Source organism: Bradyrhizobium sp. 45 (assembly GCF_023073155.1).
GTDB classification, from domain to species: Bacteria; Pseudomonadota; Alphaproteobacteria; order Rhizobiales; family Xanthobacteraceae; genus Bradyrhizobium; species Bradyrhizobium canariense_D.
In genome coordinates this window covers 701,521-722,941 of record NZ_JADPIX010000122.1, presented here as the reverse complement: position 1 = coordinate 722,941, position 21,421 = coordinate 701,521, and the positions used below count along the sequence as shown (strand labels likewise).

Here is a 21,421-nt window from a genome sequence, read left to right as displayed (position 1 = left end):
AGTGGGTATTGTTTGATGTTGAACATCGTGTCCAGCAAAGCGCGGGAGGAAGCGTCCATGTCGGCCAAGAACGGCTCCATCAAGCTCGTCGCCGGCAACTCCAATCCGGCTCTCGCTCAGGCCATCGCGCAAGGTCTCGACCTGCCGCTGACCAAGGCGGTGGTACGGCGCTTCGCCGACATGGAGATCTTCGTCGAGATCCAGGAGAACGTGCGGGGCTCGGATGCCTTCGTCATCCAGTCGACCTCGTTTCCGGCGAACGACCATCTGATGGAATTGCTGATCATCACCGACGCACTGCGCCGCTCCTCGGCGCGCCGCATCACCGCGGTGTTGCCCTATTTCGGCTACGCCCGGCAGGACCGCAAGTCGGGTTCGCGCACGCCGATCTCGGCAAAACTCGTCGCCAATTTGATCACCCAGGCTGGCGTCGACCGCGTCATGACGCTCGACCTGCATGCCGGCCAGATCCAGGGCTTCTTCGACATCCCGACCGACAATCTCTACGCAGCGCCGCTGATGGTGCGCGACATCAAGGACAAGTTCGACCTCTCCAGGACAATGGTGATCTCGCCCGACGTCGGCGGCGTGGCGCGCGCACGCGGCCTCGCCAAGCGCATCAACACCCCGCTCGCGATCGTCGACAAGCGCCGCGAGAGGGCGGGTGAATCCGAGGTCATGAACGTCATCGGCGACGTCGCCGGCTACACCTGCATCCTGATCGACGACATCGTGGATTCCGGCGGCACGCTGGTGAACGCCGCTGACGCGCTGATCGCCAAGGGCGCCAAGGACGTCTACGCCTACATCACCCACGGCGTGCTCTCCGGCGGCGCGGCGGCCCGGATCACGAACTCCAGGCTGAAGGAGCTGGTGATCACCGACTCGATCCTGCCGACGGATGCGGTGAGCAAGGCCCCGAACATCCGCACGCTGCCGATCGCCAGCCTGATCTCCGACGCGATCGCGCGCACCGCGGCGGAAGAGTCGGTGTCGAGCCTGTTTGACTGAGGTTTTCGCCTCTGGCCGCTTGCGGAAAATCGTAGGGTGGGCAAAGGCGCAACGCGCCGTGCCCACCTTTTTTGTGGCCATGAAGACGGTGAGCACGCTTCCGCCTTCGCTCGTCGAGTTCCGGCGGACAAGTCGCTTTGCCCCCTACGGCCTCACGCGCCGCCGCCCCCCGGGTTGTTGCCAACGAGCGCCCATGACATCATCCGAATCCCGAGTCATCTCTGCCCTCTGGATGCCCGATGCCACGCCGGAAATTTGCCTGGGAGAAGCTGTCGGATGATGAGTTGCTCAAGCAACGCCTCTCCAGCCTGAGGGTTACGGTCGAAGGCACCTGGCTCGAGGATTGCGTCAGCGCGCTGTACGAGGAGCTCCAGGAGCGCGGCATCCGGCTGCGGCCGCACACCTGGATGTCGAGCGAATGGTTCAGTCCGGGCGGCGTTCCCGGCATCGCCATTCCGTTCTATCTCGCTCATCCCCGCCTGATGAAGCTCGAGAAGAAGATGATGTTCGACGTCGAGGGCGGAACCTGGCGTGAATGCATGGCCATCCTCCGTCACGAAGCGGGCCACGCCATACAGCACGGCTACCAGTTGCAGCGCCGCCGGCGCTGGCAGCAACTGTTCGGCCCGTCGTCGAAACATTATCCGCGCTATTACCGGCCCAATCCGGCCAGCCGGCGCTATGTCCAGCATCTGCGGCTCTGGTACGCGCAGAGCCATCCGGACGAGGATTTCGCCGAGACCTTTGCGGTGTGGCTGCGGCCCCGTTCGAACTGGCGGACACGATACGCCGGCTGGCCGGCGCTGAAGAAGCTCGAATATGTCGACGAACTGATGGGCGAGATCGCGGGCAAGCGACCGCTGATCACGACGCGGGAGCGTGTCGATACGCTGGGTCGGCTGAGCCAGACGCTCGAAGAGCACTACAAGAAGAAGCAGGCGTTCTACGCCTTCACGCCCCCCAAGACCTACGACCGCGATCTGTCCCGGCTGTTTTCAGCCGATCCACGGCATCACCGCTCGAAGCCGGCTTCGGCCCTGATCCGGCGGCACCGCGCCCATATCAGGCAGCTGGTGGCGCGATGGACGGGCGAGAATCAGCTTACACTCGATGCCGTGCTCGACGAGATGATCTCTCGCTGCCGCGAGCTCGATCTGCGTGCCGTCGGCCCCGAACAGAAGCTCGTTCTCGACTTCATCGTCCTCGTGACCGCCAAGACGATGCACACGATGTTTGGCCCGTCTCAACGAAAATGGATCGCGCTATGAGACGTCTGCGCATTCTGGTGCTCATGCATCCGGACTTCGTGCCGCCGGACTCCAGCGACGGACACACCGTGCAGGAGATCAACGCGTGGAAAACCGAATACGACGTCGTGAGTACCTTGCGCGCAGCCGGCCACGAGGTTCGACCACTCGGCGCGCAGGAGGAAATCAAGCCGGTGCGCGAGGCGATCGAGGAGTTCAAGCCGCACGTGGTGTTCACGCTGCTGGAGGAATTCCACAACAACGTCGCCTTCGACCAGCACATCGCGAGCTATCTCGAGCTGATGAAGGTCCCTTATACCGGGTGCAATCCGCGCGGCCTGACCCTGGCCCGCGGCAAGGATTTGTCCAAGACGCTGGTGCATCACCGCCGGATCGCTGCGCCGGCCTTTGCGGTCTTCCCGATGCGCCGCAAGGTGAAACGCCCGACACGCCTTGCGCTGCCGCTGATCGTCAAGAGCCTGAACATGGATGGCTCGTTCGGCATCTCGCAAGCCTCCATCGTCGACACCGACGAGAAGCTGGCCGAGCGGGTTGCCTTCATCCACGAGCGGGTCGAATCCGCCGCCATCGCCGAGCAGTTCATCGAGGGGCGAGAGCTTTACGTCGGCGTGCTCGGCAACAATCGCTTGCGCGTTCTGCCGGTCTGGGAGCTGAAATTCGGCAGCATGGGTGGCCGCTCGTCACGGCATATCGCCACGGAGAAGGCCAAGCACGACACCGACTATCAGGAGAAGGTCGGCATCGTCGACGGGCCTGCGAAGGATCTGGCGCCGGAAGTGACCGCCAGGATCCAGCGGGCCGCGAAACGCATCTACCGGGTGCTCGGCCTCGACGGCTATGCGCGCATCGATTTTCGTCTCACTGCCGACGGCACGCCATATTTCATCGAAGCCAATCCCAATCCCGAGATCGCCAAGAGCCAGGAGTTCGCCACGGCCGCTCTACATGACGGACTGAAATATCCGGCTCTCCTGCAGCGCATCCTGACGCTTGGGATCAGCCGCGCCAAAGCGGGGGTGTCACTGGGGTGATGACGGCGGCGATCGCCCTCATCCTTCGAGACGCGTTTCGCGCCCCTCGGGATGAGGGATGGTCGTTGCGCTGCGTTACACGATTCCCGCGGCGACCTGGCCGCGCAGGCGTTCGAGCCCGAGCAGTGTCTCCGCGCAGGCGGCTGCCACTTCGACGCCCTTGATGGCAAAATGCTTGCGGAAGAAATCGTAGTGCACCTCGGTCTCGTGGAATTGCTGCGGCGTCAGCACCGCGGAGAACACGGGCACCTCGGTGCGCAGCTGCACGTCCATCAACGCCTTGATCACGGTATCGGCGACGAACTCATGGCGGTAGATGCCGCCGTCGACGACGAGGCCGGCCGCGACGATCGCGGTGTAGCGTCGTGTCTTGGCCAGGATCTGCGCATGCAGCGGGATCTCGAACGAGCCCGGCACCTCGAACACGTCGACATGATTGAGGTGGCGCGCTTCTGCCTCCTTCGCGAAGGCGATGCGGGCCTCCTCGACCACGTCGCGGTGCCAGCAGGCCTGCACGAAGGCCACCCGCTGCGGTTTCGCGAAGCGCGGATGGTCGGGCACCGGATCTTGCGGAACCGGCGGTGGCGTTTGAGTTGGTTGGGACGTTTCGGCTTGGGGATCTTGCAACATCTGATTCATGGCTTTCCTCAGTTAAGGACCAGAATCAGGGCACACGGAACGACAAACAGCCGCATCCTGCGATGCGTCTGCCACCGACCGTTCTCTTTCATCCGGACTTTAACCGTCGGCTTCGGAGTTGCACCGAATCTGCTGACCCTTCCCCTCAGCAAGGCTTTGAGGAAGGCGCTCGCGGGCTTAGGCCTTACGGCCCTTACCGCCGGTGGGGACTTTCACCCCGCCCTGAGAACATCGGCCGCCCGGGATGAACGGCCTGACCGGAATATGACGCCGGTTCGGGGCCGCGGCAAGCGGGTTCCGCATGGGAAAACCGCATGGTCCCATGCCGCCATGGCGGTCCAGGGGGCACGCGACGGAATTAGCGATTGGCAGGCCTTTGGCGAATCCGATTCCGGTTTGTTCTTCTCCATCCGGTTCGGCCTCACCGGCGTTAATAATTGTGGCGGAGATGAGCTGTGGACGAACGAGTCCTGACTTGTGGACGGACTCGGCAGCCAGTTGCGCAGATTCCGCAAATCACATCAGTTGATCCGCGACAAGCCCGCGCTGATCCGAATGGATCGCCTTAGCAAGATTTAAGGGAGCGCGCGCCGGACCAACCGCGTGCGTATCAAAGACAACAAAAAGGCAAGAGGTCGAGACGGCATGTCCCTGCTCGAAGGCACCATCGATTCCAAAAACCATCCGCTCGCGGTGGTCGAGGATATCGCTGCCAGCAACAACTGGCCGTTCGAACGCTCCGGCGAAGACGAACTCACGATTGTCTCCAAGGGACAATGGACCGACTACCAGATCTCCTTCACCTGGATGGGCGAGATCGAGGCGCTGCATCTGGCCTGCGCGTTTGACATGAAGATCCCGGTTGCGCGGCGACCGGAGGTCCAGCGGCTCGTGGCCGCGGTCAACGAGCAATTGTGGGTCGGGCACTTCGACCTGTGGACCACCACCGGCATGATCATGCACCGGCAGGCCCTGGTGCTGCCGGGCGGGCTCATCGCCTCCACCGGCCAGTGCGAAGCCATGCTCGCAGGCGCCATCCACGCCTGCGAACGCTATTTCCCGGCGTTCCAGTTCGTGGTGTGGGCAGGCAAGTCCACGACGGAAGCCATGGACGCGGCCATGTTCGACACGGTGGGCGAGGCGTAAGCGCACTCAGCTCTCCAGCGCGTGAGGAAGGCGTCGCTCCCTGCTCGCCGTCGTCCCGGCGAAGGCCGGGACCCATACCGCGTGATTTCGCTTGTGGCACGCTGCTTGTTGCCAACACCTCCATCCATTAAAACCAGTTGTGGTTATGGGTCCCGGCCTTCGCCGGGACGACACTGAGTTTGTGGCAACGGCTATGACGAGCAACAACACTCTCGAGAACATCACCGGCACCATCCTGCTCGCCGGTGCCGGCAAGATGGGCGGCGCGATGCTGACCGGATGGCTTTCGGGCGGGCTCGATCCGCGCCGCGTCGCGGTGATCGATCCGCACATCTCGGCCGAGATCACCGCACTTGCCGCCAAGGGGATTGCGCTCAATCCTGATGTGACGACGGCAGGCCAGGTCGAGACGCTCGTCGTCGCGGTGAAGCCGCAAATGTTCCGCGAGGCCGGCGCCAAGCTGAAGCCATTCGTCTCCGACAAGACCGCGGTGGTGTCGATCATGGCGGGAACCACGATCGCCTCGCTCGAGGAGGTCTGCGGCGGCGCGGTGGTGCGCGCGATGCCGAACACGCCGGCCGCGATCGGTCGCGGCATCACGGTGGCTGTCGCCGCGAACAATGTCAGCGCACAGCAACGCGCGGTGGCCGATGCGCTGCTACGCGCCACCGGCTCGGTCGAATGGGTCAACGATGAGAGCCTGATGGACGCGGTCACTGCGGTGTCCGGCTCGGGTCCGGCCTATGTGTTTTTGCTGGCCGAGGAACTCGCGCGCGCCGGTGTCGAGGCGGGATTGCCCGAGGCGCTCGCGACAAAACTCGCGCGCGAAACCGTCGCCGGCTCGGGTGAACTTCTCCACCAGTCGGAGCTTGCCTCCGGCACGCTGCGCCAGAACGTCACCTCGCCCGGCGGTACCACGGCCGCGGCACTCGGCGTGCTGATGGGCGAGCCCGGCCTGCGCGATCTGATGATCCGCGCCATCGCGGCGGCGACGAAGCGGTCGAAGGAATTGGCGAAGTAAGAAAGTGTGCCGTAGGGTGGGCAAAGCGAAGCGTGCCCCACCCATTCGAATGCAATCGCGGAAAGATGGTGGGCACGGCGCTGCGCGCCTTTGCCCACCCTACGATTTCGAGCCTGCGGCTAGCCGCTTGTTGAACATCTCGACATTGACGAGCCCGCGCGCGTGGCGCCCTTCGCCGAGTTTTCGCGGGCCTTCGAAGGCCTCGACCTCGAAGCGGATGACGCGGCGCTCGACCGCGAAAACCTTCGCAGTGGTCCGCACCGTCGCACCGACGAGGGCTGCTGCAAGATGGCGGATATCGACCTCGGTGCCGACGGTGACCCAGCCCGGCTGAAGCGCCGCACGAATCGCATCGCCCGACGTCATCTCCATTTCCAGGATCATCATCGGCGTCGCATAGACCATCGGCATGCCGGGCACGAAATGCCCGACCGTGCGCTCCACCGGCACCACCAGCGTGCGCTCGGCGCTCATGCCGACCTTGATGAAGTCGCGTGCGTCCATGGGGCCTCCCCCCGTCGTCCTGGACAAGCGCAGCGAAGCGGAGCGCCGATCCAGGACCCATTACCCCGACCCAACATTGTCATGCGCGGTCTAAACCACGACCTGCTGCGACAACTGCCGCTTGGGGTAATGGGTCCTTGGCTTTCGCCAGGACGACCTTTGTGGTTGCCGAACCAGCGCCGGCTACTTCTTCGCAGCCGCCGCGCGCTCCACGAACGTCTTGCCGCCCTTCATCTTGTGGCGGAGCGGGGCTTCATTGATCTGGATGACGACGGCGTCGGCATCGACGCCGAGATTCTTCACCAGTGCCTGGGTGATGTCGCGCATCATGCCGGCCTTTTGTTCGTCGGTGCGGCCTTCGGCCATGCTGACAGTGATCTCAGGCATTTTTCTCTCCCTTGGGGCCGGACACCGGCCATTGACGGGCGCCATCAAACAGGAGGTAGATGTCCGGGACAAGCCCGGGCATGGCGACGTCAGCGAATGGCTAGCCCCAGCTCACGTCATGCCGCGCCAACACCTCGCGCACTTTGGCGACGAGGTCGGCCTCGCTGCACGAGAACTGCGCCGGGCGGCTCTCGCGCCATTCCTGGTTGGAAGCGATCGCGGCCGCCGCCTTCGCGCCCTCGATCAGATCCTTGATCTGCACCTCGCCACGCGCTTTTTCATCCGAGCCCTGGATGATGACGCAGGGCGCATTGCGGCGATCGGCATATTTGAGCTGGTTGCCCATGTTCTTGGGATTGCCGAGATAGAGTTCGGCGCGAATGCCGGCGGTTCGCAACGATGCGACCATCTTCTGATAGTCGGCGACGCGGTCGCGGTCGAACACGGTGACGACGACGGGGCCGAACTCGGGCCGCGTGTCGAGCTTGCCAAGCAGAGTCAGCGCGGCCTGAAGCCGCGACACGCCGATCGAGAATCCGGTCGCCGGCACCGGCTCGCCGCGAAAGCGCGAGACGAGACCATCATAGCGGCCACCACCGCCGACCGAGCCGAAGCGGACCGGGCGGCCCTTGTCATCCTTGGTCTCGAGCAGCAATTCGACCTCGTAGACGGGGCCCGTGTAATATTCGAGACCGCGCACCACGGAGGGATCGATCTTGATGCGGTCCGCGCCGTACCCCGACGCCGTCACCAGTTTCGCGATCTCTTCCAGCTCGCTCACGCCGGCCTGACCGACTTCGCTCTTGGCGAGATAGACCTCCGCCGCGGCGATCGCCTCTTTCCAATCGTCGCGCGGTTTGGTGATGGCGAGAACGACGTCAGCCTCCGACGCGCTCAAATTGGCGCCCTTCGTGAAGTCGCCCTTGCCTTCTTCGCCGCCATCCCATCTACCGGGACCGAGCAGTTTGCGAACTTCCTCGGCGGGAAATTTGTCGAGCTTGTCGATCGCGCGCAGCACCGTCAGTCTGCGTGCTGCGTTCTCTTCGCCGCCGAGCCCGATGGCTTCCAGAACGCCGTCGAGCACCTTGCGATTGTTCACCTTGACGACATACGAGCCGCGCGCAATGCCTAGCGCTTCCATCGTGTCCGCGGCCATCATGCAGATCTCCGCGTCCGCCGCCGGCGTGGCCGATCCCACCGTATCCGCATCGAACTGCATGAACTGGCGGAAGCGGCCGGGGCCGGGCTTCTCGTTGCGGAAGACGTAGCCGACGCGGTAGCTGCGGTAGGGCAACACAAGACCGTCGGTCCCGTATCGCTCGCCGACATAGCGGGCGAGCGGCGCGGTCAAATCATAGCGGAGGCTGATCCACTGCTCGTCGTCGTCCTGGAACGAGAACACGCCCTCGTTCGGACGATCCTGGTCGGGCAGGAACTTGCCGAGCGCGTCGGTGTATTCCATCGCCGGCGTTTCCACCGGCTCGAACCCGTAGAGTTCGTACACGGTCCGGATCTTTTCCACCATCTCGCGCGTCGCCCGGATCGCGGCGGGATCGCGATCCTCGAGCCCGCGCGGCAGGCGCGCCTTCAGTTTCTGGGATTTTTTGGGTTTTTCGGCCATGCGCGGCATTTACCAGCCGACGCGTGATGCGGCAACTGCCGGGTAATCGCTTACGGCTGCTCCATCCGCGCCCGGAGCGCGTCGGCATCCGCTTTCGGCAGCGACTTCAGCGTTGGCTTGATGGTTTCGCCGCCGACGATCTTGCCGTTGCGCATGAACATCCAGTCCGAGATGTCGGCTTCAGTGAATTCGACCTTATCGCCTGCCCGCTTGCCGGCCAGATCGCGTGGCTCGTTGGCGAAGAGGCCGGAATAGGCCCCATTGGGTAGCTTCTTCACCTCGGCCATCCAGATGTGCTCACCGCCTTTGCGGGTCGAAAAGTGCACCTTCAGGGCATGCCCTGTCTCCGACGGCTTCGGCGCCTCGTAGGAGGCCCAAAAGGTCGGCAGCGTGCCGCGGGCGCGCGCGATCGCGGTGTTCATCTCCGGATCGGTGGTGCGCACGTCGACGACGGGCGAACGGCCCTCAGCGGAGACGTCCGGCTTGGGGCCGATGGTCAGAATGCCGAATACGGTGATGCCGGTGACCGCGGCAAGAACGACCCATTTCAGGGACTGGGGAAGAGTGGATGTCATGATCGCGATGTCCGGATGACTCGATGTCTGGGTATGCGAGGTCTTGGACTTTGTCGCACGATCATGGTGTCGCGTTCATGGCGAGAAAAGCCAACCAGCGATGCCCTTTTCCCCTCTCCCCTTGTGGGAGAGGGTGGCTCGCCGCGTAGCGGCGAGACGGGTGAGGGGTTCTATCCGCGAGTCCAACTGACCCTTGAACTCGCGGATAGAACCCCTCATCCGGCGCTTCGCGCCACCTTCTCCCACAAGGGGAGAAGGAAGAAGGGCCTCAATCCACCTTCCGGATCCAGTTGTGCGGATCGTTGGTGCGGCCGTACTGGATGTCGACGAGCTGCTTGCGCAGGCCCATGGCGACGGGGCCCGCGGCACCGCCGCTGATCTCGAAATCGCCGCTCACCGAGCGCACCGTGCCGATCGGCGAGATCACGGCGGCGGTGCCGCAGGCAAACGCTTCCTTCAGCTTGCCGCTGGCCGCATCCTTGCGCCACTGGTCGAGCGAGTACGGCTCCTCACGCACGGTCTTGCCGGCGTCTTTGGCCAGCGCAATGATGGAGTCGCGGGTGATGCCGGGCAGGATGGTGCCCAGCGGCGGCGTCGAGAGCGACCCGTCGTCGAACACGAAGAACACATTCATGCCGCCGAGCTCTTCGATGTAGCGGCGCTCGATTGCATCGAGAAAGACGACCTGGTCGCAGCCGTGCTGGATCGCCTCGGCCTGCGCACGCAGGCTTGCGGCATAGTTGCCGCCGCATTTGACGGCGCCGGTGCCGCCGACGGCAGCGCGCGTGTAATTCTCCGACACCCAGATCGAGACCGGCGCGGGGCCGCCCTTGAAGTAGGAGCCGACCGGCGAGGCGATCACCGCGAAAATGTATTCGGACGACGGCTTGACGCCGAGGAAGGTCTCGCTCGCGATCATGAAGGGGCGCAGGTAAAGGCTGCCCTCGCCGCCCGGCATCCAGGCGCGATCGATGCGCACGATTTGCTCGACCGCCTCGATGAAGACGTCTTCAGGGAGCTGCGCCATCGCCATGCGGTCCGCCGAGTCCTTGAAGCGCCGGGCATTGGCATCGGGGCGAAACAGGTTCACGCCGCCGTCGTCGCGCTTGTAGGCCTTGAGGCCTTCAAAAATTTCCTGGGCGTAGTGCAGGACGGCGCCGGCCGGATCGAGCTGGAAATTGGCGCGGGCCTCGACACGCGCCTCGTACCAGCCACCCTTGGCCTGGTTGTAGCGGACCACTGCCATGTGGTCGGTGAAGACCCGCCCGAAACCGGGGTCGACCAGCTTGGCGACCCGATCCTTCTCGGAGGTCGGATTGGATGCGGGCTGGATGTCGAATTTCATGCTCATGTCCTTGCCTCCCGCTGCCGGTAGCGGCGCCGTTGTGGCACCCGCCTGCCCCGATTTGGGCCCGGCTGGCTCGATTGGTTTCTGGCCGGACCGCCGCCAGCCTTGTTACGGCCGGTTTCCGTGGCCAGCATGTCACGGAGGACATGCTTTTGCGGAAGACGGAAGTCCAGTATGTTTTGCCGAAATGCCGTTCGACATCGCACGGTAGATCTGCTCCGGCCGTTGCCGCCTGTCCGGCCCACTGCGGCCGCCTTGCTTCGACGCCCACCCGACGCGAAACGATCTAAAATTTCGTGCGGGCTGATCGTTTTGTAACATTGAGACCAAGATACGTCAATATGCCTGACATAAATTTCGCGACTCCTTCTCAAGACGCAGCCGGGCCGCGGCCGGCCGCAGACGACGGAGGCAATTTGCGCTGGGATATCATCGAACTGCTGTTCTTCGCCTATCGCGATTTTGTCGGCGATCCCGACCAGGAGCTGGAGGCGTTCGGCTTCGGCCGGGCCCATCACCGCGTCATGCACTTTGTCTATCGTTATCCCGGCCTCAAGGTCGCCGACCTCCTCGACGTCCTGCGCATCACCAAGCAATCGCTCGGCCGGGTGCTCAAGCAGCTCCTGGACGAGGGCTATATCGTGCAGAAGACCGGCGACAATGATCGCCGCCAACGCCTGCTGTTTGCGACACCGAAGGGCGAGGCGCTGGTGCAGAAGCTCGCCGGCCTCCAGACCACGCGCATCACCAAGGCGCTTGCCGAGATGGCGCCGCAGGATGCCGAGACCGTCAAGCGCTTCCTGCGCGCGATGATCGACCGCGACGATCCGGACAAGGTGCTCGAGACGATCTTTGCCACCGTCAATCAGGACAAGGAGTGACCGTGCCGCTCGCTGCCACGCTCGCACGCCCGCCGGCACGTCCCGCAGACGATGCCCCGCATCTCCTGCTGGTCGATGACGACCGCCGCATCCGCGATCTGCTCTCGCGCTTCCTTGCCGGCGAAGGTTATCGCGTCTCGACCGCCGCGAGCGCTAGCGATGCCCGTTCCAAGCTTTTGGGCCTGCACTTCGACCTCTTGATCCTGGATGTCATGATGCCCGGCGAGACCGGCTTCGATCTCGCCCGTTTCATCCGGACCTCGTCCTCGGTGCCGATCGTGATGCTGACGGCGCGGCATGAAGCCGAAGCGCGCATCGAGGGCCTGCAGATCGGTGCCGACGATTACGTCGCAAAGCCGTTCGAGCCGCGCGAGCTTGCGCTGCGCATCAACAACATCCTCAAGCGCGCCGCGCCGCCGCCACAGGCCGCTGCGGTCGAGAAGATCGCGTTTGGCCCGTACATCTATCACCTCGACCGCGGCGAATTGCGCCAGGGCGAAGACGTCATTCACCTCACCGACCGCGAGCGCGAGATGCTGCGGATTTTGTCGGAGACACCGGGCGAGACCGTGCCGCGCAGCGCGCTGACCGGCAATGGCAGCGTCAACGAGCGCGCCGTCGACGTGCAGATCAACCGCCTGCGGCGCAAGATCGAGACCGATCCCGCCAATCCGCTGTTCCTCCAGGCCGTGCGCGGCATCGGCTACCGGCTGGTAGCCTCGCCATAAAGAGTGAACCGCCACCGATGAGCACGATCGATACCGGCCTGACGCTTTTGAAGAGCGCCGCCGGCCGCGTCTCCGCCGCCAATGGCTGGATGGGCAATGCGTTCAAGGGCTGGATGCCGACCGGCCTTTATGCGCGTGCGCTGCTGATCATGATCGTGCCGATGGTGATCCTGCAATCGGTGGTCGCCTTCGTGTTCATGGAGCGGCACTGGAACACGGTGACACGCCGCCTGTCGGCCGCGGTGGTGCAGGACATCGCCGCGCTGATCGACGTCTACAAGGGCTACCCGCAAGACAAGGATCGCGACCAGATCCGCCGCATCGCGCAGCAGCGCCTGGGCCTCGTCGTCGATTTCCTCCCGGCCGGCGACATGCCGCCGCCGGGACCAAAGCCGTTCTTCTCGCTGCTCGACCAGACGCTGTCGGTGCAGCTCGGCCGCCAGATCGGGCGCTCCTTCTGGATCGACACGGTCGGCCGCTCCAACCTCGTCGAGATCCGGATCCAGCTCGACGACGCCGTGATGCGCGTGTTCGCGCAGCGCAGCGCCGCCTATGCCTCGAACTCGGAGATCTTCCTGTTCTGGATGGTCGGCACGTCCTCGATCCTGCTGATCGTCGCGGTGCTATTCCTGCGCAACCAGATCAAGCCGATCCTGCGACTTGCCGACGCCGCCGAAAGTTTTGGCAAGGGCCGCGAGGCGCCGAATTTCCGCCCGCGTGGCGCGCGCGAGGTGCGGCGCGCGTCGGTCGCCTTCCTCGAAATGAAGTCGCGCATCGAGCGAACGATGGAGCAACGCACCGCGATGCTAGCCGGCGTCAGCCATGATCTGCGCACGATCCTGACGCGGTTCAAGCTCGAGCTGGCGTTGATCGGCGACAGCCCCGAAATGGAGGGCATGCGCAAGGACGTCGACGAGATGTCGATGATGCTCGAGGACTACCTCGCGTTTGCCCGCGGCGATTCCGGCGAGCAGTCGCAGCCGACCGACATGGCCCAGGCGCTCGAGGAGCTGCGCAGCGACGCCGAGCGCCACGGCCACACGGCGACCGTTGCGTTCAACGGGCTGCCCGTGGTCACGGTGAAGCCGGCCTCATTCAAGCGCTGCCTCGCCAACCTCGTCACCAACGCCGCCCGCTACGGCAAGAGCATCGCCATCACCGGCCAGCGCGATCACCGTTATTTGACCGTGACGGTGGACGATGACGGGCCGGGCATTCCCGCCCATCTGCGCGAAGAGGTGTTCAAGCCGTTCCTGCGGCTCGACAACGCCCGCAACCAGGACGAAGGCGGCACAGGTCTTGGCCTCGCGATCGCCCGCGACATCGCCCGCTCGCACGGCGGCGACATCACGCTTGGCGACAGTCCGATGGGCGGATTAAGGGCGAGCGTGCGGATACCGGTGTAGCTGCCTCTTCCCTTCTCCCCCTGTGGGAGAAGGTGGCGCGAAGCGCCGGATGAGGGGTCTCTCTCCGCGAATTCAAAGCGAAAAGAGTCACACGCGGAGACAAACCCCTCACCCGTCTCGCCGCTGCGCGGCGAGCCACCCTCTCCCACAAGGGGAGAGGGGAAGAGCCTTACTTCGGCAGCAGCGCCTTCAGCTTGTCCATGTCACGCACGTTCATCTTGAAGCCGCCGGGCATCACGATGTCGCCGGGCTTCTGGTCCGGCTTGCAGGCTCCCAGCCATTTCGCTTCGAGCTGCACGGTCGTGTCGCGGCCTGCCGCGCCGGCGGCGCCGCCTTGCGCGTGCGACGACGTCTTCACCGTATAGGCCGAATTGAAATCGCCGGTGATCTCAGCATGCGAAGTCGTGCTGATGCCGGCGACATTGCACTCGGAATCGCTGACATAGCCGGTCGCGGTCTTCTTGATGTCCTGCTTGGCGCAGATCTGCTTGGCCATCGGCGAGACGTTGTTGTTCATTTCCTTGTCGACGGTCTCGTCGGTGCAGTGCTGCATGGTCATCTCGGGCACCGGCGTGCCGGTCCGGACCATCTTCAATTCCCACAGCCCTGCCTTACGCACCGGCAGGTCGTCAGCGCGAGCGCTGCCTGCCGACAACACGAGGCAAAGGGCGGAGCCGAGCAAAGCGAGTTTGCGCGTCATGTGGGAAGTTCCCGGCTGAGAGGTAGCGGCGTGCGAAAGCGCCTCAGTAGAGCGTGCGGATCGGCTGGTCGGCGGCGCCATAGGGCACCCAGCGGCAGGAGAACGAGATGTAGCCGCCCTCATAGGCCTGCACCGCCAGGAATTTGGCGACTTTGCCATAGCGCGCGCAGTGATCGACCGCGACCTGCCGCGCATCGACCTGGGTTGCCATCGAATAGGCGATGATGCCGCCGGTGTCGTTGCCCTTGAACGGAGGCACCGGAAGCAGATCGGCATGCGCCGACTGGCTCGCCATCATACCCAAGGCAAGTAGGCCCGCGGCCGCAATGATTCGCATTCCCGTCACTCCGATTGGTTGGCGGCAGTTTACGGTGTCGGCGCGGCGGTGGAAAGAACGGATGGCCGGTCCAACGCAGCATTGCGGTCAACTCGTCGGCAAGTGTTGCCGCGCTGCACTTGACCTCCCCCGGCCTTCACGGCACCGTCCGACCCTTGCAGATCATGCTGTCTGGATCATCCATGCGCGCCTCGACCTTCCTGAAATCGCTCCGCTTTGCCGCCGTGCTCGGCCTCCTGTTCGGGGCGCTGTCGCTCGGCGAGGCCAGGGCCGCCAATCCGCTGGAGCTGAATTTCTGGCTGAGCGGGCCGCGCTATGACGGCAACGTCTCCGAGTGCGACAGGGCGCTGCCGACGATCGCGACCCAGTTCTGGGAGAAAGAAAGCGCGTTCTGGAATTCTTCGTTGAAGATCACCGGCTTCGCCGCAGTTCACGAGACCGCGTTCCGGCCTTGGGCATCCGACAACATCCCGCGCCGCTATTGCACCGGCGAGGCCATGCTCACGGACGGCAAGATGCGCAAGGTGCATTTCTCGATCGTGGAGGATGGCGGCTTCGCCGGCTACGGCCAAGGCGTCGAATGGTGCGTGGTCGGGCTCGACCGCAACTGGGCCTACAACCCGGCCTGCCGCGCCGCCAAACAGTAATTGAAACGTTCTGATCCGGACCGATCAGGCGGCCGAACGACGGTCACCCGCATTTTGTTCTTGAAATGTTCTTATCGCCTGCTAGGCTTGTCTGCACAGTCTAGTTGAGGGGCGTCGCCATGTTTCATTCCAGATTGCATTCGTTCTCCCGCCTGATGATCTCGCTGACGCTTGCGGCCGGGCTGGCTGCGCTGGCCGATGGCGCAAAGGCCCAGGACAAGCGGCAGAACACGCCCGGCGAATTCGATTTTTATGTGCTGTCACTGTCTTGGTCGCCCTCTTTCTGCGAGGAGGCGGCGGAGCGCGGCGGCCGCTCGCAGACCCAGTGCAGCGGACGGCCCTACGCTTTCGTGGTGCATGGTTTGTGGCCGCAATATGAGAGCGGATTTCCGGAATATTGCCAGCGGCCCTCGCCGCGGCTGAACCGCAGCATCGTCTCCTCCATGCTCGATCTGATGCCGGCGCCGGGGCTGATCTTCAATGAGTGGGACAAGCACGGCACCTGCTCGGGGCTCGCTGACCGCAGCTATTTCGAGACGATCCGCAAGGCGCGCGCCGCGATCAAGATTCCAGCCGAATATCTCGATCTATCGCAGGCCAAGACCGTGGCGCCGGCGGAGGTGGAGGAAGCCTTCATCAAGGCCAATCCGGGCCTCAGCAATGCCGCCGTCTCGATCACCTGCAACCGGACGCGGCTATCGGAAGTCCGCATCTGCCTCAGCAAGGACCTGCAATTCCGCGCCTGCGAGGAGATCGACGGCCGCGCCTGCCGCCGCGACCAGGTGACGATGCCGCCGATCCGGGGTGGCTAGCCCAGGCGTCGTGCCTCTTTGCTCGGGCCGTCACGTGGCGTAGTGCTCTTGCATGAATTACCGCCACGCCTTCCATGCCGGCAACTTCGCCGATGTCATCAAGCACATCGTGCTGACGCGCATCATCACCTATCTCCAGGACAAGCCGGGTGCGTTCCGCGTCATCGACACCCATGCCGGCGCTGGCCTCTACGATCTCGAAAGCGACGAAGCGCGCCGGGGCGGCGAGTGGCTGACGGGCATTGCGCGGCTGATGCAGGCGCGGTTGTCGAACGACGCCATGGCGCTGACCAAGCCCTATCTCGACATCGTCCGCGCCTTCAATCCGAAGGGCGAGCTCAAGGCCTATCCGGGCTCGCCGCTGATCGCACGCGGCCTGCTGAGGCCGCAGGACCGCCTCTTGCTCTGCGAGCTCGAGCCGAAGGCGCGCAAGGCGCTGATCGGCGTACTGCGCCGCGACGAACAGGCCCGCGTGGTCGACCTCGACGGCTGGATGGCGCTGCCGGCTTTCGTGCCGCCGAAGGAACGGCGTGGGCTCGTTCTGATCGACCCGCCCTTCGAGGCAAAGGACGAGTTCGAAAAGCTCGCAGAGGCCTTCTCGGCGGCTTTCGCGAAATGGCCGACCGGTATCTATGTAATCTGGTATCCCGCCAAGAGCCGACGCGCCACCGACACGCTGGTGCAATCAGTGGCGCGGCTCGCAGCCGCAGCAAAACCGCCGGGAAAATGCCTGCGCCTCGAATTCAGCGTGGCGCCGCAAGCCGACGGCGCAGCCCTCACCTCCAGCGGGCTCTTGATCGTCAATCCTCCTTACACGCTGCACGGCGAACTCAAGACGATCCTGCCGGAGCTGGAAATGCCGCTCGGCCAGGGTGGCGCTGCCAGATTCCGGTTAGAGGTGCCGAGACCGTAACACTCCGGCATTCTTGGGAAAAATATGCAGGAGCGGTAGTCAATCTGCAGAGAACCGTATTATGCTGTTGCAGTGACTGGCTTTACGTTCCGCTTCCGCGAATGGTTGCGGCGGAGTGAAGGCCTAAGAAAGATCCAGTCGGACCGAATGGTCTGCCGAAGGATGGCCAGCTCCCGGGCTTCGTAAGGCCCGGTCATGTCGTGACGCGCGTCTGCGTCACGACGGAGGAGCAATGAGGGGGAGTTTCCCGATGGCCATGACGGGAACGGTCAAGTTTTTCAACGGTGAGCGCGGCTACGGATTCATCAAACCGGACGACGGGGGCCGCGACGTCTTCGTACATATTACTGCTGTGGAGCGGGCCGGACTGAAGGACCTTGCCGAAGGACAGCGTATTACTTTCGAAGTCGAACCGGACAAGAAGGGCAAGGGGCCGAAGGCGGTCGATTTGGTCATCCTTCCCTAGCGAGCCAAGCGTCAAAAAAATCCCGGCCGCAAGCGGCCGGGAGGTTGGTCCGGTATTTTCTTCTTTAGCTATCAGAAGTGATAGTTCACGCCTGCGCGCACAACGCTGGCGCTATAGCCGTTTGACACGCCCGTAATCGCGAACTGACTCGTCGAGAGATCGATATAGAGATATTCGAGCTTGGCGCTCCAGTTCGGCGCGAACATAACTTCCGCGCCGGCACCGATGGTCCAGCCGGCGCTGGTGTGCGACTCGGTCCAGCCGAACGTCTGCGCGCGCAGCTCGCCGAAGGCGAGGCCCGCCGTGCCGTAGAACAGCACGTTGCTGAAGGCGTAGCCGGCGCGGCCGCGCAGGGTTCCGAACCACGGATTGGAGAACTTCCACGGCGCGAAGGTGTCGTCGGCACCGGCGGCCTGGATGTCGCCCTCGACGCCGAACACCCATGGGCCGTTCTGGAAATTGTAGCCGGCCTGAACGCCGCCGACGAAGCCCGACGGTTTTGCGGGATTGTTGTTCACCGAACCCCATTCATAGCCAAGATTGCCACCGAGATACGGACCGGCCCAGCTATAGGCGTTGAGCGGCTGATTGACCGTGTAGGGCGCTCGCTGCCCGTAATTGAGATCGGCGGCCTCTGCCGAAGCCGTCCAGCCGACTGCAGCCAATGCGGCTGCGCCCACAACGAGCCTCTTCATCACACACTCCAACGCAACTCCCGTCACCGCTGCGATGCCCGCGTCGCCGCGCGAGGCAAAACCGCATGGTTACGGAACCACCATTTTTCGCGTAAGATTTATCGAGAGTTTTAAGTTAAAGGCCTGTTAAGCCGGGTTACTGCGCTGTTAACAGGCTTAAGCAAGCGTTACCGGGAACTGCGCCGCCATCCTGTGCGTGCCGCTCGGCCGGAACTTCAAATCGACACCCGCAGCGCTTAAATTCGCACCATGGTTCACGATTCCCCCGACAATCCGGACGACGCACGCGTACGCAAACCCGTGCGCGGCAACGCACCCGACGTCCCTCCCCAGGAAACGGAAGCCGCGCCGCCGGACCTCGATCCCGCCACTGCGAATGGCGACGACGAGGACGATGCGCGGCTGCCGGACATCCTGGAAGAGAGCGGCACCGTCGGCGAAGAGCCGCTGGCGACCGGCCACGAGGCGATCGAACGCGCGGTGCGCCTCGCCCCCACCTCGCCCGGCGTCTACCGCATGCTCAATGCGAATGCCGACGTGCTCTATGTCGGCAAGGCCAAGAACGTCAAAAAGCGCCTGTCGAACTATGCGCGCCAGAGTGCGCCGCAGCCGGCGCGCATCCTGCGCATGATCGCCGCCACGGTGACCGTGGAAATCATCTCGACCCACACCGAGACCGAAGCCCTGCTGCTGGAGGCCAACCTCATCAAGCAGCTTCGGCCGCGCTTCAACGTGCAGCTGCGCGACGACAAGTCGTTTCCCTATATCCTGATCACGGGCGACCATTGGGCGCCGCAGATCCTGAAGCATCGCGGCGCGCAGACGCGGCCGGGTCGCTATTTCGGCCCGTTCGCCTCCGCCGGCGCCGTCAACCGCACCATCACCGCACTTCAGCGCGCGTTCCTGATCCGCTCCTGCACGGATTCCTTCTTCGAGAGTCGCTCGCGGCCCTGCCTGCTCTACCAGATCCGCCGTTGCGCCGGCCCCTGCACCCGCGAGATCGACTTCCCCGGCTACACGACCCTGGTGCGCGAGGCGAGCGACTTCCTGTCCGGCAGGAGCCATGCGGTGAAGCAGGAGCTTGCCGCGGAGATGGAGAAGGCCTCCGGCGAGCTCGAATTCGAGAGCGCCGCGCTCTACCGCGACCGCCTCGCTGCGCTGTCCGCGATCCAGTCGCAGCAGGGCATCAATCCGCGCACGGTGGAAGAAGCCGACGTGTTCGCCATCCACCAGGAGGGCGGCTTCTCCTGCGTCGAGGTGTTCTTCTTCCGCACCGGGCAGAACTGGGGCAACCGCGCCTATTTCCCGCGCGCGGAGAAGACCTATACGCCGGAAGAGGTGCTCGGCTCCTTCCTCGCCCAGTTCTATGACGACAAGCCGCCGCCGAGGAATATCCTGCTCTCGCACGAGATCGAGGAGAGCGAGCTGCTCGCCAACGCGCTGTCGATCAAGGCCGGCCGCAAGGTCGAAGTGTCCATGCCGAAGCGCGGCGAGAAGAAGGAGCTCGTCACCCACGCGCTCACCAACGCGCGCGAGGCCCTGGGCCGCAAGCTCGCGGACACCGCGACGCAGAGCCGCCTGTTGGACGCCATGGCCACGACCCTGAGCCTGACGCATGCGCCGAAGCGGATCGAGGTCTACGACAACAGCCACATCCAGGGCACCAACGCAGTCGGCGCCATGATCGTCGCCGGCCCGGACGGTTTTGTGAAAAACCAGTACCGCAAGTTCAACATCAAGTCGGAGGGCCTGACGCCCGGCGACGATTACGGGATGATGCGCGAGGTGCTCGAACGCCGTTTCAAGCGCTTGATCAATCCACCCGAGGACAATGCGGCCAAAGCCAAGGACGACGACTTCCCGCAATGGCCCGATCTCGTGATCATCGATGGCGGCCGCGGCCAGCTCAACGCGGTCCGGGACATCTTTGCAAATCTCGGCCTGACCCAGGTGGCGCTGATGTCGGTGGCCAAGGGGCCGGACCGGGATGCCGGCCGCGAGACCCTGTTCATGCCGGAGCGCGAGGCGATCAAGCTGGAGCCGCGCGACCCCGTGCTCTATTTCATCCAGCGGCTGCGGGACGAGGCGCACCGTTTCGTCATCGGCTCGCACCGCAAGCTGCGCAAGAAGGACATCCGCGAGGCCGGCTTGCAGGAGATTCCTGGCATCGGTCCGTCACGCAAACGTGCCTTGCTGCATCATTTCGGAACCCTGAAGGAGATCGAACGGGCCTCGATCACCGATCTCGGTAAGGTTCCGGGGGTGAGCGCCGAGAGCGCCCGCAGGATTTTCGAGTATTTCCATCCCCAGCCGGGGTGAAATAAAAGGGGGGCCGCGGTCATATGGTCGTCGCATCCCGCACCCCATTTGGGGAGCGGAACGGTTGACCTTCAGGCTGCAGCGGTATTGGTAGGACGGATGAACATCGCCACGACACGAGGGACGACCAGCCGCGCGATGTCCCTCCCGAACATCCTGACCTACGGCCGGATCGCCGCGATCCCGGTCGTGGTCGGGTGCATCTACGCACAGTCGATCATGGACGGCCCGCTGTGGCTGCGCTGGGTCGCCGTCGCCATTTTTATCGCGGCTGCGGTCACCGATTACCTCGACGGCTATTACGCACGGATCTGGAATCAGCAATCGGCGTTCGGCCGCATGCTCGATCCGATCGCCGATAAGCTTCTGGTCGCCTCGTGCCTGCTGATGCTGGCCGCCGACGGCATCATTCACGGCTGGTCGCTGTGGGCCGCCATCGTGATCCTGTGCCGCGAGATCCTGGTCTCGGGCCTGCGCGAATATCTTGCCGCGCTGCGTGTCAGCGTGCCCGTGACCAAGCTTGCGAAATGGAAGACGACGGTTCAGCTCATCGCCATCGGCTTCCTGCTGGCTGGTCCGGCCGGCGATGAGGTCGTGCCCATGGTCTCGATGATCGGGCTGGCGCTGCTCTGGGCCTCGGCGATCCTCACCATGTACACCGGCTACGACTATTTCGGCGCCGGCATCCATCACCTCATCAAGGAGGATGAGGGATGAAGGTGAAGTACTTCGCCTGGGTGCGCGAGCGCATCGGCAAGGCCGAGGAGACGATCGAGCCGCCTGCGACCGTGCGCACCGTGGAAGAGCTGATCGCCTGGCTGTCCGGCCAAGGCGAAGCCTACGCCTATGCGTTCGAGAAGCCGAAGGTGATCCGCACCGCGATCGACCATGCCCACGTCAAGTCGGACGCCGCGATCGCGGGCGCTCGCGAGATCGCGTTCTTCCCGCCGATGACCGGCGGCTAGG

At 64.1% G+C, this 21,421-nt stretch carries 24 protein-coding genes and 1 riboswitch; of the genes, 15 read left to right on the top strand and 9 right to left on the bottom strand.

What is annotated here, in order from left to right; translation table 11 throughout:
• Nucleotides 1-57: 57 nt before the first annotated feature.
• The 3 genes from IVB42_RS23805 to IVB42_RS23795 all read left to right on the top strand — a co-directional run bounded on the left by IVB42_RS23805 (nt 58) and on the right by IVB42_RS23795 (nt 3,310).
• Nucleotides 58-1,011, top strand: a complete 954-nt coding sequence (locus IVB42_RS23805) for a ribose-phosphate pyrophosphokinase (protein ID WP_007614838.1) — start codon at nt 58-60, stop codon at nt 1,009-1,011.
• A 239-nt stretch (nt 1,012-1,250) separates the two neighbouring features.
• A complete protein-coding gene (locus IVB42_RS23800) occupies nt 1,251-2,279 on the top strand; it encodes a putative zinc-binding metallopeptidase (RefSeq protein ID WP_018453513.1) in 1,029 nt (342 codons plus the stop codon).
• Nucleotides 2,276-3,310 carry an ATP-grasp domain-containing protein gene (locus IVB42_RS23795; RefSeq protein WP_018453512.1) on the top strand — a complete coding sequence of 345 codons (1,035 nt, stop codon included), beginning with the start codon at nt 2,276-2,278 and terminating at the stop codon, nt 3,308-3,310. Before IVB42_RS23800 ends, IVB42_RS23795 begins: the two co-directional genes overlap by 4 nt.
• Nucleotides 3,311-3,385: 75 nt before the next feature.
• On the opposite strand, the gene IVB42_RS23790 is transcribed toward IVB42_RS23795, so the two are convergent.
• The gene (locus IVB42_RS23790; RefSeq protein WP_026232546.1) at nt 3,386-3,949 is read right to left on the bottom strand and encodes a 6,7-dimethyl-8-ribityllumazine synthase; all 564 of its coding nucleotides are present in this window, start codon (nt 3,947-3,949) and stop codon (nt 3,386-3,388) included.
• Between the two features lie 76 nt (nt 3,950-4,025).
• A riboswitch (FMN riboswitch) is annotated at nt 4,026-4,183 on the bottom strand.
• A gap of 411 nt (nt 4,184-4,594) precedes the next feature.
• Here IVB42_RS23790 and IVB42_RS23785 point away from each other — a divergent pair.
• Nucleotides 4,595-5,095, top strand: coding sequence for a YbjN domain-containing protein (locus IVB42_RS23785; RefSeq protein ID WP_018453509.1), 501 nt, complete (start codon nt 4,595-4,597; stop codon nt 5,093-5,095).
• Between the two features lie 193 nt (nt 5,096-5,288).
• A complete protein-coding gene (proC, locus tag IVB42_RS23780; RefSeq protein ID WP_018453508.1) occupies nt 5,289-6,116 on the top strand; it encodes a pyrroline-5-carboxylate reductase in 828 nt (275 codons plus the stop codon).
• Nucleotides 6,117-6,215: 99 nt separating this feature from the next.
• On the opposite strand, the gene IVB42_RS23775 is transcribed toward proC, so the two are convergent.
• The 5 genes from IVB42_RS23775 to IVB42_RS23755 all read right to left on the bottom strand — a co-directional run bounded on the left by IVB42_RS23775 (nt 6,216) and on the right by IVB42_RS23755 (nt 10,554).
• Nucleotides 6,216-6,620, bottom strand: a complete 405-nt coding sequence (locus IVB42_RS23775; protein ID WP_018453507.1) for a hotdog domain-containing protein — start codon at nt 6,618-6,620, stop codon at nt 6,216-6,218.
• Nucleotides 6,621-6,803: 183 nt separating this feature from the next.
• A complete protein-coding gene (locus IVB42_RS23770; RefSeq protein ID WP_083926322.1) occupies nt 6,804-7,052 on the bottom strand; it encodes a tautomerase family protein in 249 nt (82 codons plus the stop codon).
• 55 nt (nt 7,053-7,107) lie between these two features.
• Nucleotides 7,108-8,628, bottom strand: coding sequence for a histidine--tRNA ligase (hisS, locus tag IVB42_RS23765; protein ID WP_026232544.1), 1,521 nt, complete (start codon nt 8,626-8,628; stop codon nt 7,108-7,110).
• Between the two features lie 50 nt (nt 8,629-8,678).
• On the bottom strand, nt 8,679-9,203 hold the full coding sequence (locus tag IVB42_RS23760) for a DUF2314 domain-containing protein (RefSeq protein ID WP_018453504.1): 525 nt from the start codon (nt 9,201-9,203) through the stop codon (nt 8,679-8,681).
• Nucleotides 9,204-9,471: 268 nt separating this feature from the next.
• Entirely contained in the window at nt 9,472-10,554 is a 1,083-nt protein-coding gene (locus IVB42_RS23755) for a branched-chain amino acid aminotransferase (RefSeq protein WP_026232543.1), read from the bottom strand.
• 338 nt (nt 10,555-10,892) lie between these two features.
• Here IVB42_RS23755 and IVB42_RS23750 point away from each other — a divergent pair, with 338 nt between their 5' ends.
• The 3 genes from IVB42_RS23750 to IVB42_RS23740 are packed head-to-tail and all read left to right on the top strand — an operon-like array spanning nt 10,893 to nt 13,566.
• Nucleotides 10,893-11,432, top strand: coding sequence for a MarR family transcriptional regulator (locus IVB42_RS23750; RefSeq protein ID WP_007596846.1), 540 nt, complete (start codon nt 10,893-10,895; stop codon nt 11,430-11,432).
• The gene (locus IVB42_RS23745; protein WP_018453502.1) at nt 11,429-12,160 is read left to right on the top strand and encodes a response regulator transcription factor; all 732 of its coding nucleotides are present in this window, start codon (nt 11,429-11,431) and stop codon (nt 12,158-12,160) included. Before IVB42_RS23750 ends, IVB42_RS23745 begins: the two co-directional genes overlap by 4 nt.
• Before the next feature lie 17 nt (nt 12,161-12,177).
• Nucleotides 12,178-13,566, top strand: coding sequence for an ATP-binding protein (locus tag IVB42_RS23740; RefSeq protein ID WP_018453501.1), 1,389 nt, complete (start codon nt 12,178-12,180; stop codon nt 13,564-13,566).
• A 169-nt stretch (nt 13,567-13,735) separates the two neighbouring features.
• Here IVB42_RS23740 and IVB42_RS23735 read toward each other — a convergent pair whose 3' ends face one another.
• Both IVB42_RS23735 and IVB42_RS23730 read right to left on the bottom strand, forming a co-directional pair.
• Entirely contained in the window at nt 13,736-14,266 is a 531-nt protein-coding gene (locus tag IVB42_RS23735) for a DUF3617 family protein (protein ID WP_018453500.1), read from the bottom strand.
• Nucleotides 14,267-14,309: 43 nt separating this feature from the next.
• A complete protein-coding gene (locus IVB42_RS23730) occupies nt 14,310-14,603 on the bottom strand; it encodes a hypothetical protein (RefSeq protein ID WP_026232542.1) in 294 nt (97 codons plus the stop codon).
• Nucleotides 14,604-14,785: 182 nt separating this feature from the next.
• On the opposite strand from IVB42_RS23730, the gene IVB42_RS23725 reads away from it, so the two are divergent.
• From IVB42_RS23725 to IVB42_RS23710, 4 genes are all read left to right on the top strand, one after another.
• Nucleotides 14,786-15,250, top strand: a complete 465-nt coding sequence (locus IVB42_RS23725; protein ID WP_018453498.1) for a hypothetical protein — start codon at nt 14,786-14,788, stop codon at nt 15,248-15,250.
• Nucleotides 15,251-15,369: 119 nt separating this feature from the next.
• The gene (locus IVB42_RS23720; protein WP_247395366.1) at nt 15,370-16,062 is read left to right on the top strand and encodes a ribonuclease T2; all 693 of its coding nucleotides are present in this window, start codon (nt 15,370-15,372) and stop codon (nt 16,060-16,062) included.
• 52 nt (nt 16,063-16,114) lie between these two features.
• Nucleotides 16,115-16,975: a 23S rRNA (adenine(2030)-N(6))-methyltransferase RlmJ gene (rlmJ, locus tag IVB42_RS23715; RefSeq protein WP_018453496.1), complete on the top strand. Its 861-nt coding sequence runs from the start codon at nt 16,115-16,117 to the stop codon at nt 16,973-16,975.
• Nucleotides 16,976-17,225: 250 nt separating this feature from the next.
• The gene (locus IVB42_RS23710) at nt 17,226-17,441 is read left to right on the top strand and encodes a cold-shock protein (RefSeq protein ID WP_007614865.1); all 216 of its coding nucleotides are present in this window, start codon (nt 17,226-17,228) and stop codon (nt 17,439-17,441) included.
• 71 nt (nt 17,442-17,512) lie between these two features.
• Here the strand turns inward: IVB42_RS23710 and IVB42_RS23705 are convergent, their stop codons facing one another.
• Entirely contained in the window at nt 17,513-18,136 is a 624-nt protein-coding gene (locus tag IVB42_RS23705) for an outer membrane protein (RefSeq protein ID WP_018453495.1), read from the bottom strand.
• A gap of 249 nt (nt 18,137-18,385) precedes the next feature.
• On the opposite strand from IVB42_RS23705, the gene uvrC reads away from it, so the two are divergent.
• From uvrC to moaD, 3 genes are all read left to right on the top strand, one after another.
• Entirely contained in the window at nt 18,386-20,455 is a 2,070-nt protein-coding gene (gene uvrC / locus IVB42_RS23700; protein WP_018453494.1) for an excinuclease ABC subunit UvrC, read from the top strand.
• Nucleotides 20,456-20,554: 99 nt separating this feature from the next.
• Entirely contained in the window at nt 20,555-21,172 is a 618-nt protein-coding gene (pgsA, locus tag IVB42_RS23695; protein WP_007596859.1) for a CDP-diacylglycerol--glycerol-3-phosphate 3-phosphatidyltransferase, read from the top strand.
• On the top strand, nt 21,169-21,420 hold the full coding sequence (gene moaD, locus IVB42_RS23690; RefSeq protein ID WP_018453492.1) for a molybdopterin converting factor subunit 1: 252 nt from the start codon (nt 21,169-21,171) through the stop codon (nt 21,418-21,420). The genes pgsA and moaD overlap by 4 nt, the downstream gene beginning before the upstream one ends.
• The last annotated feature ends 1 nt before the right edge of the window (nt 21,421 follow it).

Coding starts and splice junctions, on each gene's coding strand:
- IVB42_RS23705 (WP_018453495.1), bottom strand. CDS start 18,136: ATGAAGAGGCTCGTTGTGGGCGCAGCCGCATTGGCTGCAGTCGGCTGG.
- IVB42_RS23750 (WP_007596846.1), top strand. CDS start 10,893: ATGCCTGACATAAATTTCGCGACTCCTTCTCAAGACGCAGCCGGGCCG.
- pgsA (WP_007596859.1), top strand. CDS start 20,555: ATGAACATCGCCACGACACGAGGGACGACCAGCCGCGCGATGTCCCTC.
- IVB42_RS23730 (WP_026232542.1), bottom strand. CDS start 14,603: ATGCGAATCATTGCGGCCGCGGGCCTACTTGCCTTGGGTATGATGGCG.
- IVB42_RS23760 (WP_018453504.1), bottom strand. CDS start 9,203: ATGACATCCACTCTTCCCCAGTCCCTGAAATGGGTCGTTCTTGCCGCG.
- rlmJ (WP_018453496.1), top strand. CDS start 16,115: ATGAATTACCGCCACGCCTTCCATGCCGGCAACTTCGCCGATGTCATC.
- proC (WP_018453508.1), top strand. CDS start 5,289: ATGACGAGCAACAACACTCTCGAGAACATCACCGGCACCATCCTGCTC.
- IVB42_RS23770 (WP_083926322.1), bottom strand. CDS start 7,052: ATGGCGCCCGTCAATGGCCGGTGTCCGGCCCCAAGGGAGAGAAAAATG.
- moaD (WP_018453492.1), top strand. CDS start 21,169: ATGAAGGTGAAGTACTTCGCCTGGGTGCGCGAGCGCATCGGCAAGGCC.
- uvrC (WP_018453494.1), top strand. CDS start 18,386: ATGGTTCACGATTCCCCCGACAATCCGGACGACGCACGCGTACGCAAA.
- IVB42_RS23740 (WP_018453501.1), top strand. CDS start 12,178: ATGAGCACGATCGATACCGGCCTGACGCTTTTGAAGAGCGCCGCCGGC.
- IVB42_RS23735 (WP_018453500.1), bottom strand. CDS start 14,266: ATGACGCGCAAACTCGCTTTGCTCGGCTCCGCCCTTTGCCTCGTGTTG.
- hisS (WP_026232544.1), bottom strand. CDS start 8,628: ATGGCCGAAAAACCCAAAAAATCCCAGAAACTGAAGGCGCGCCTGCCG.
- IVB42_RS23710 (WP_007614865.1), top strand. CDS start 17,226: ATGGCCATGACGGGAACGGTCAAGTTTTTCAACGGTGAGCGCGGCTAC.
- IVB42_RS23720 (WP_247395366.1), top strand. CDS start 15,370: ATGTTTCATTCCAGATTGCATTCGTTCTCCCGCCTGATGATCTCGCTG.
- IVB42_RS23785 (WP_018453509.1), top strand. CDS start 4,595: ATGTCCCTGCTCGAAGGCACCATCGATTCCAAAAACCATCCGCTCGCG.
- IVB42_RS23775 (WP_018453507.1), bottom strand. CDS start 6,620: ATGGACGCACGCGACTTCATCAAGGTCGGCATGAGCGCCGAGCGCACG.
- IVB42_RS23805 (WP_007614838.1), top strand. CDS start 58: ATGTCGGCCAAGAACGGCTCCATCAAGCTCGTCGCCGGCAACTCCAAT.
- IVB42_RS23795 (WP_018453512.1), top strand. CDS start 2,276: ATGAGACGTCTGCGCATTCTGGTGCTCATGCATCCGGACTTCGTGCCG.
- IVB42_RS23800 (WP_018453513.1), top strand. CDS start 1,251: ATGCCACGCCGGAAATTTGCCTGGGAGAAGCTGTCGGATGATGAGTTG.
- IVB42_RS23790 (WP_026232546.1), bottom strand. CDS start 3,949: ATGAATCAGATGTTGCAAGATCCCCAAGCCGAAACGTCCCAACCAACT.
- IVB42_RS23755 (WP_026232543.1), bottom strand. CDS start 10,554: ATGAGCATGAAATTCGACATCCAGCCCGCATCCAATCCGACCTCCGAG.
- IVB42_RS23725 (WP_018453498.1), top strand. CDS start 14,786: ATGCGCGCCTCGACCTTCCTGAAATCGCTCCGCTTTGCCGCCGTGCTC.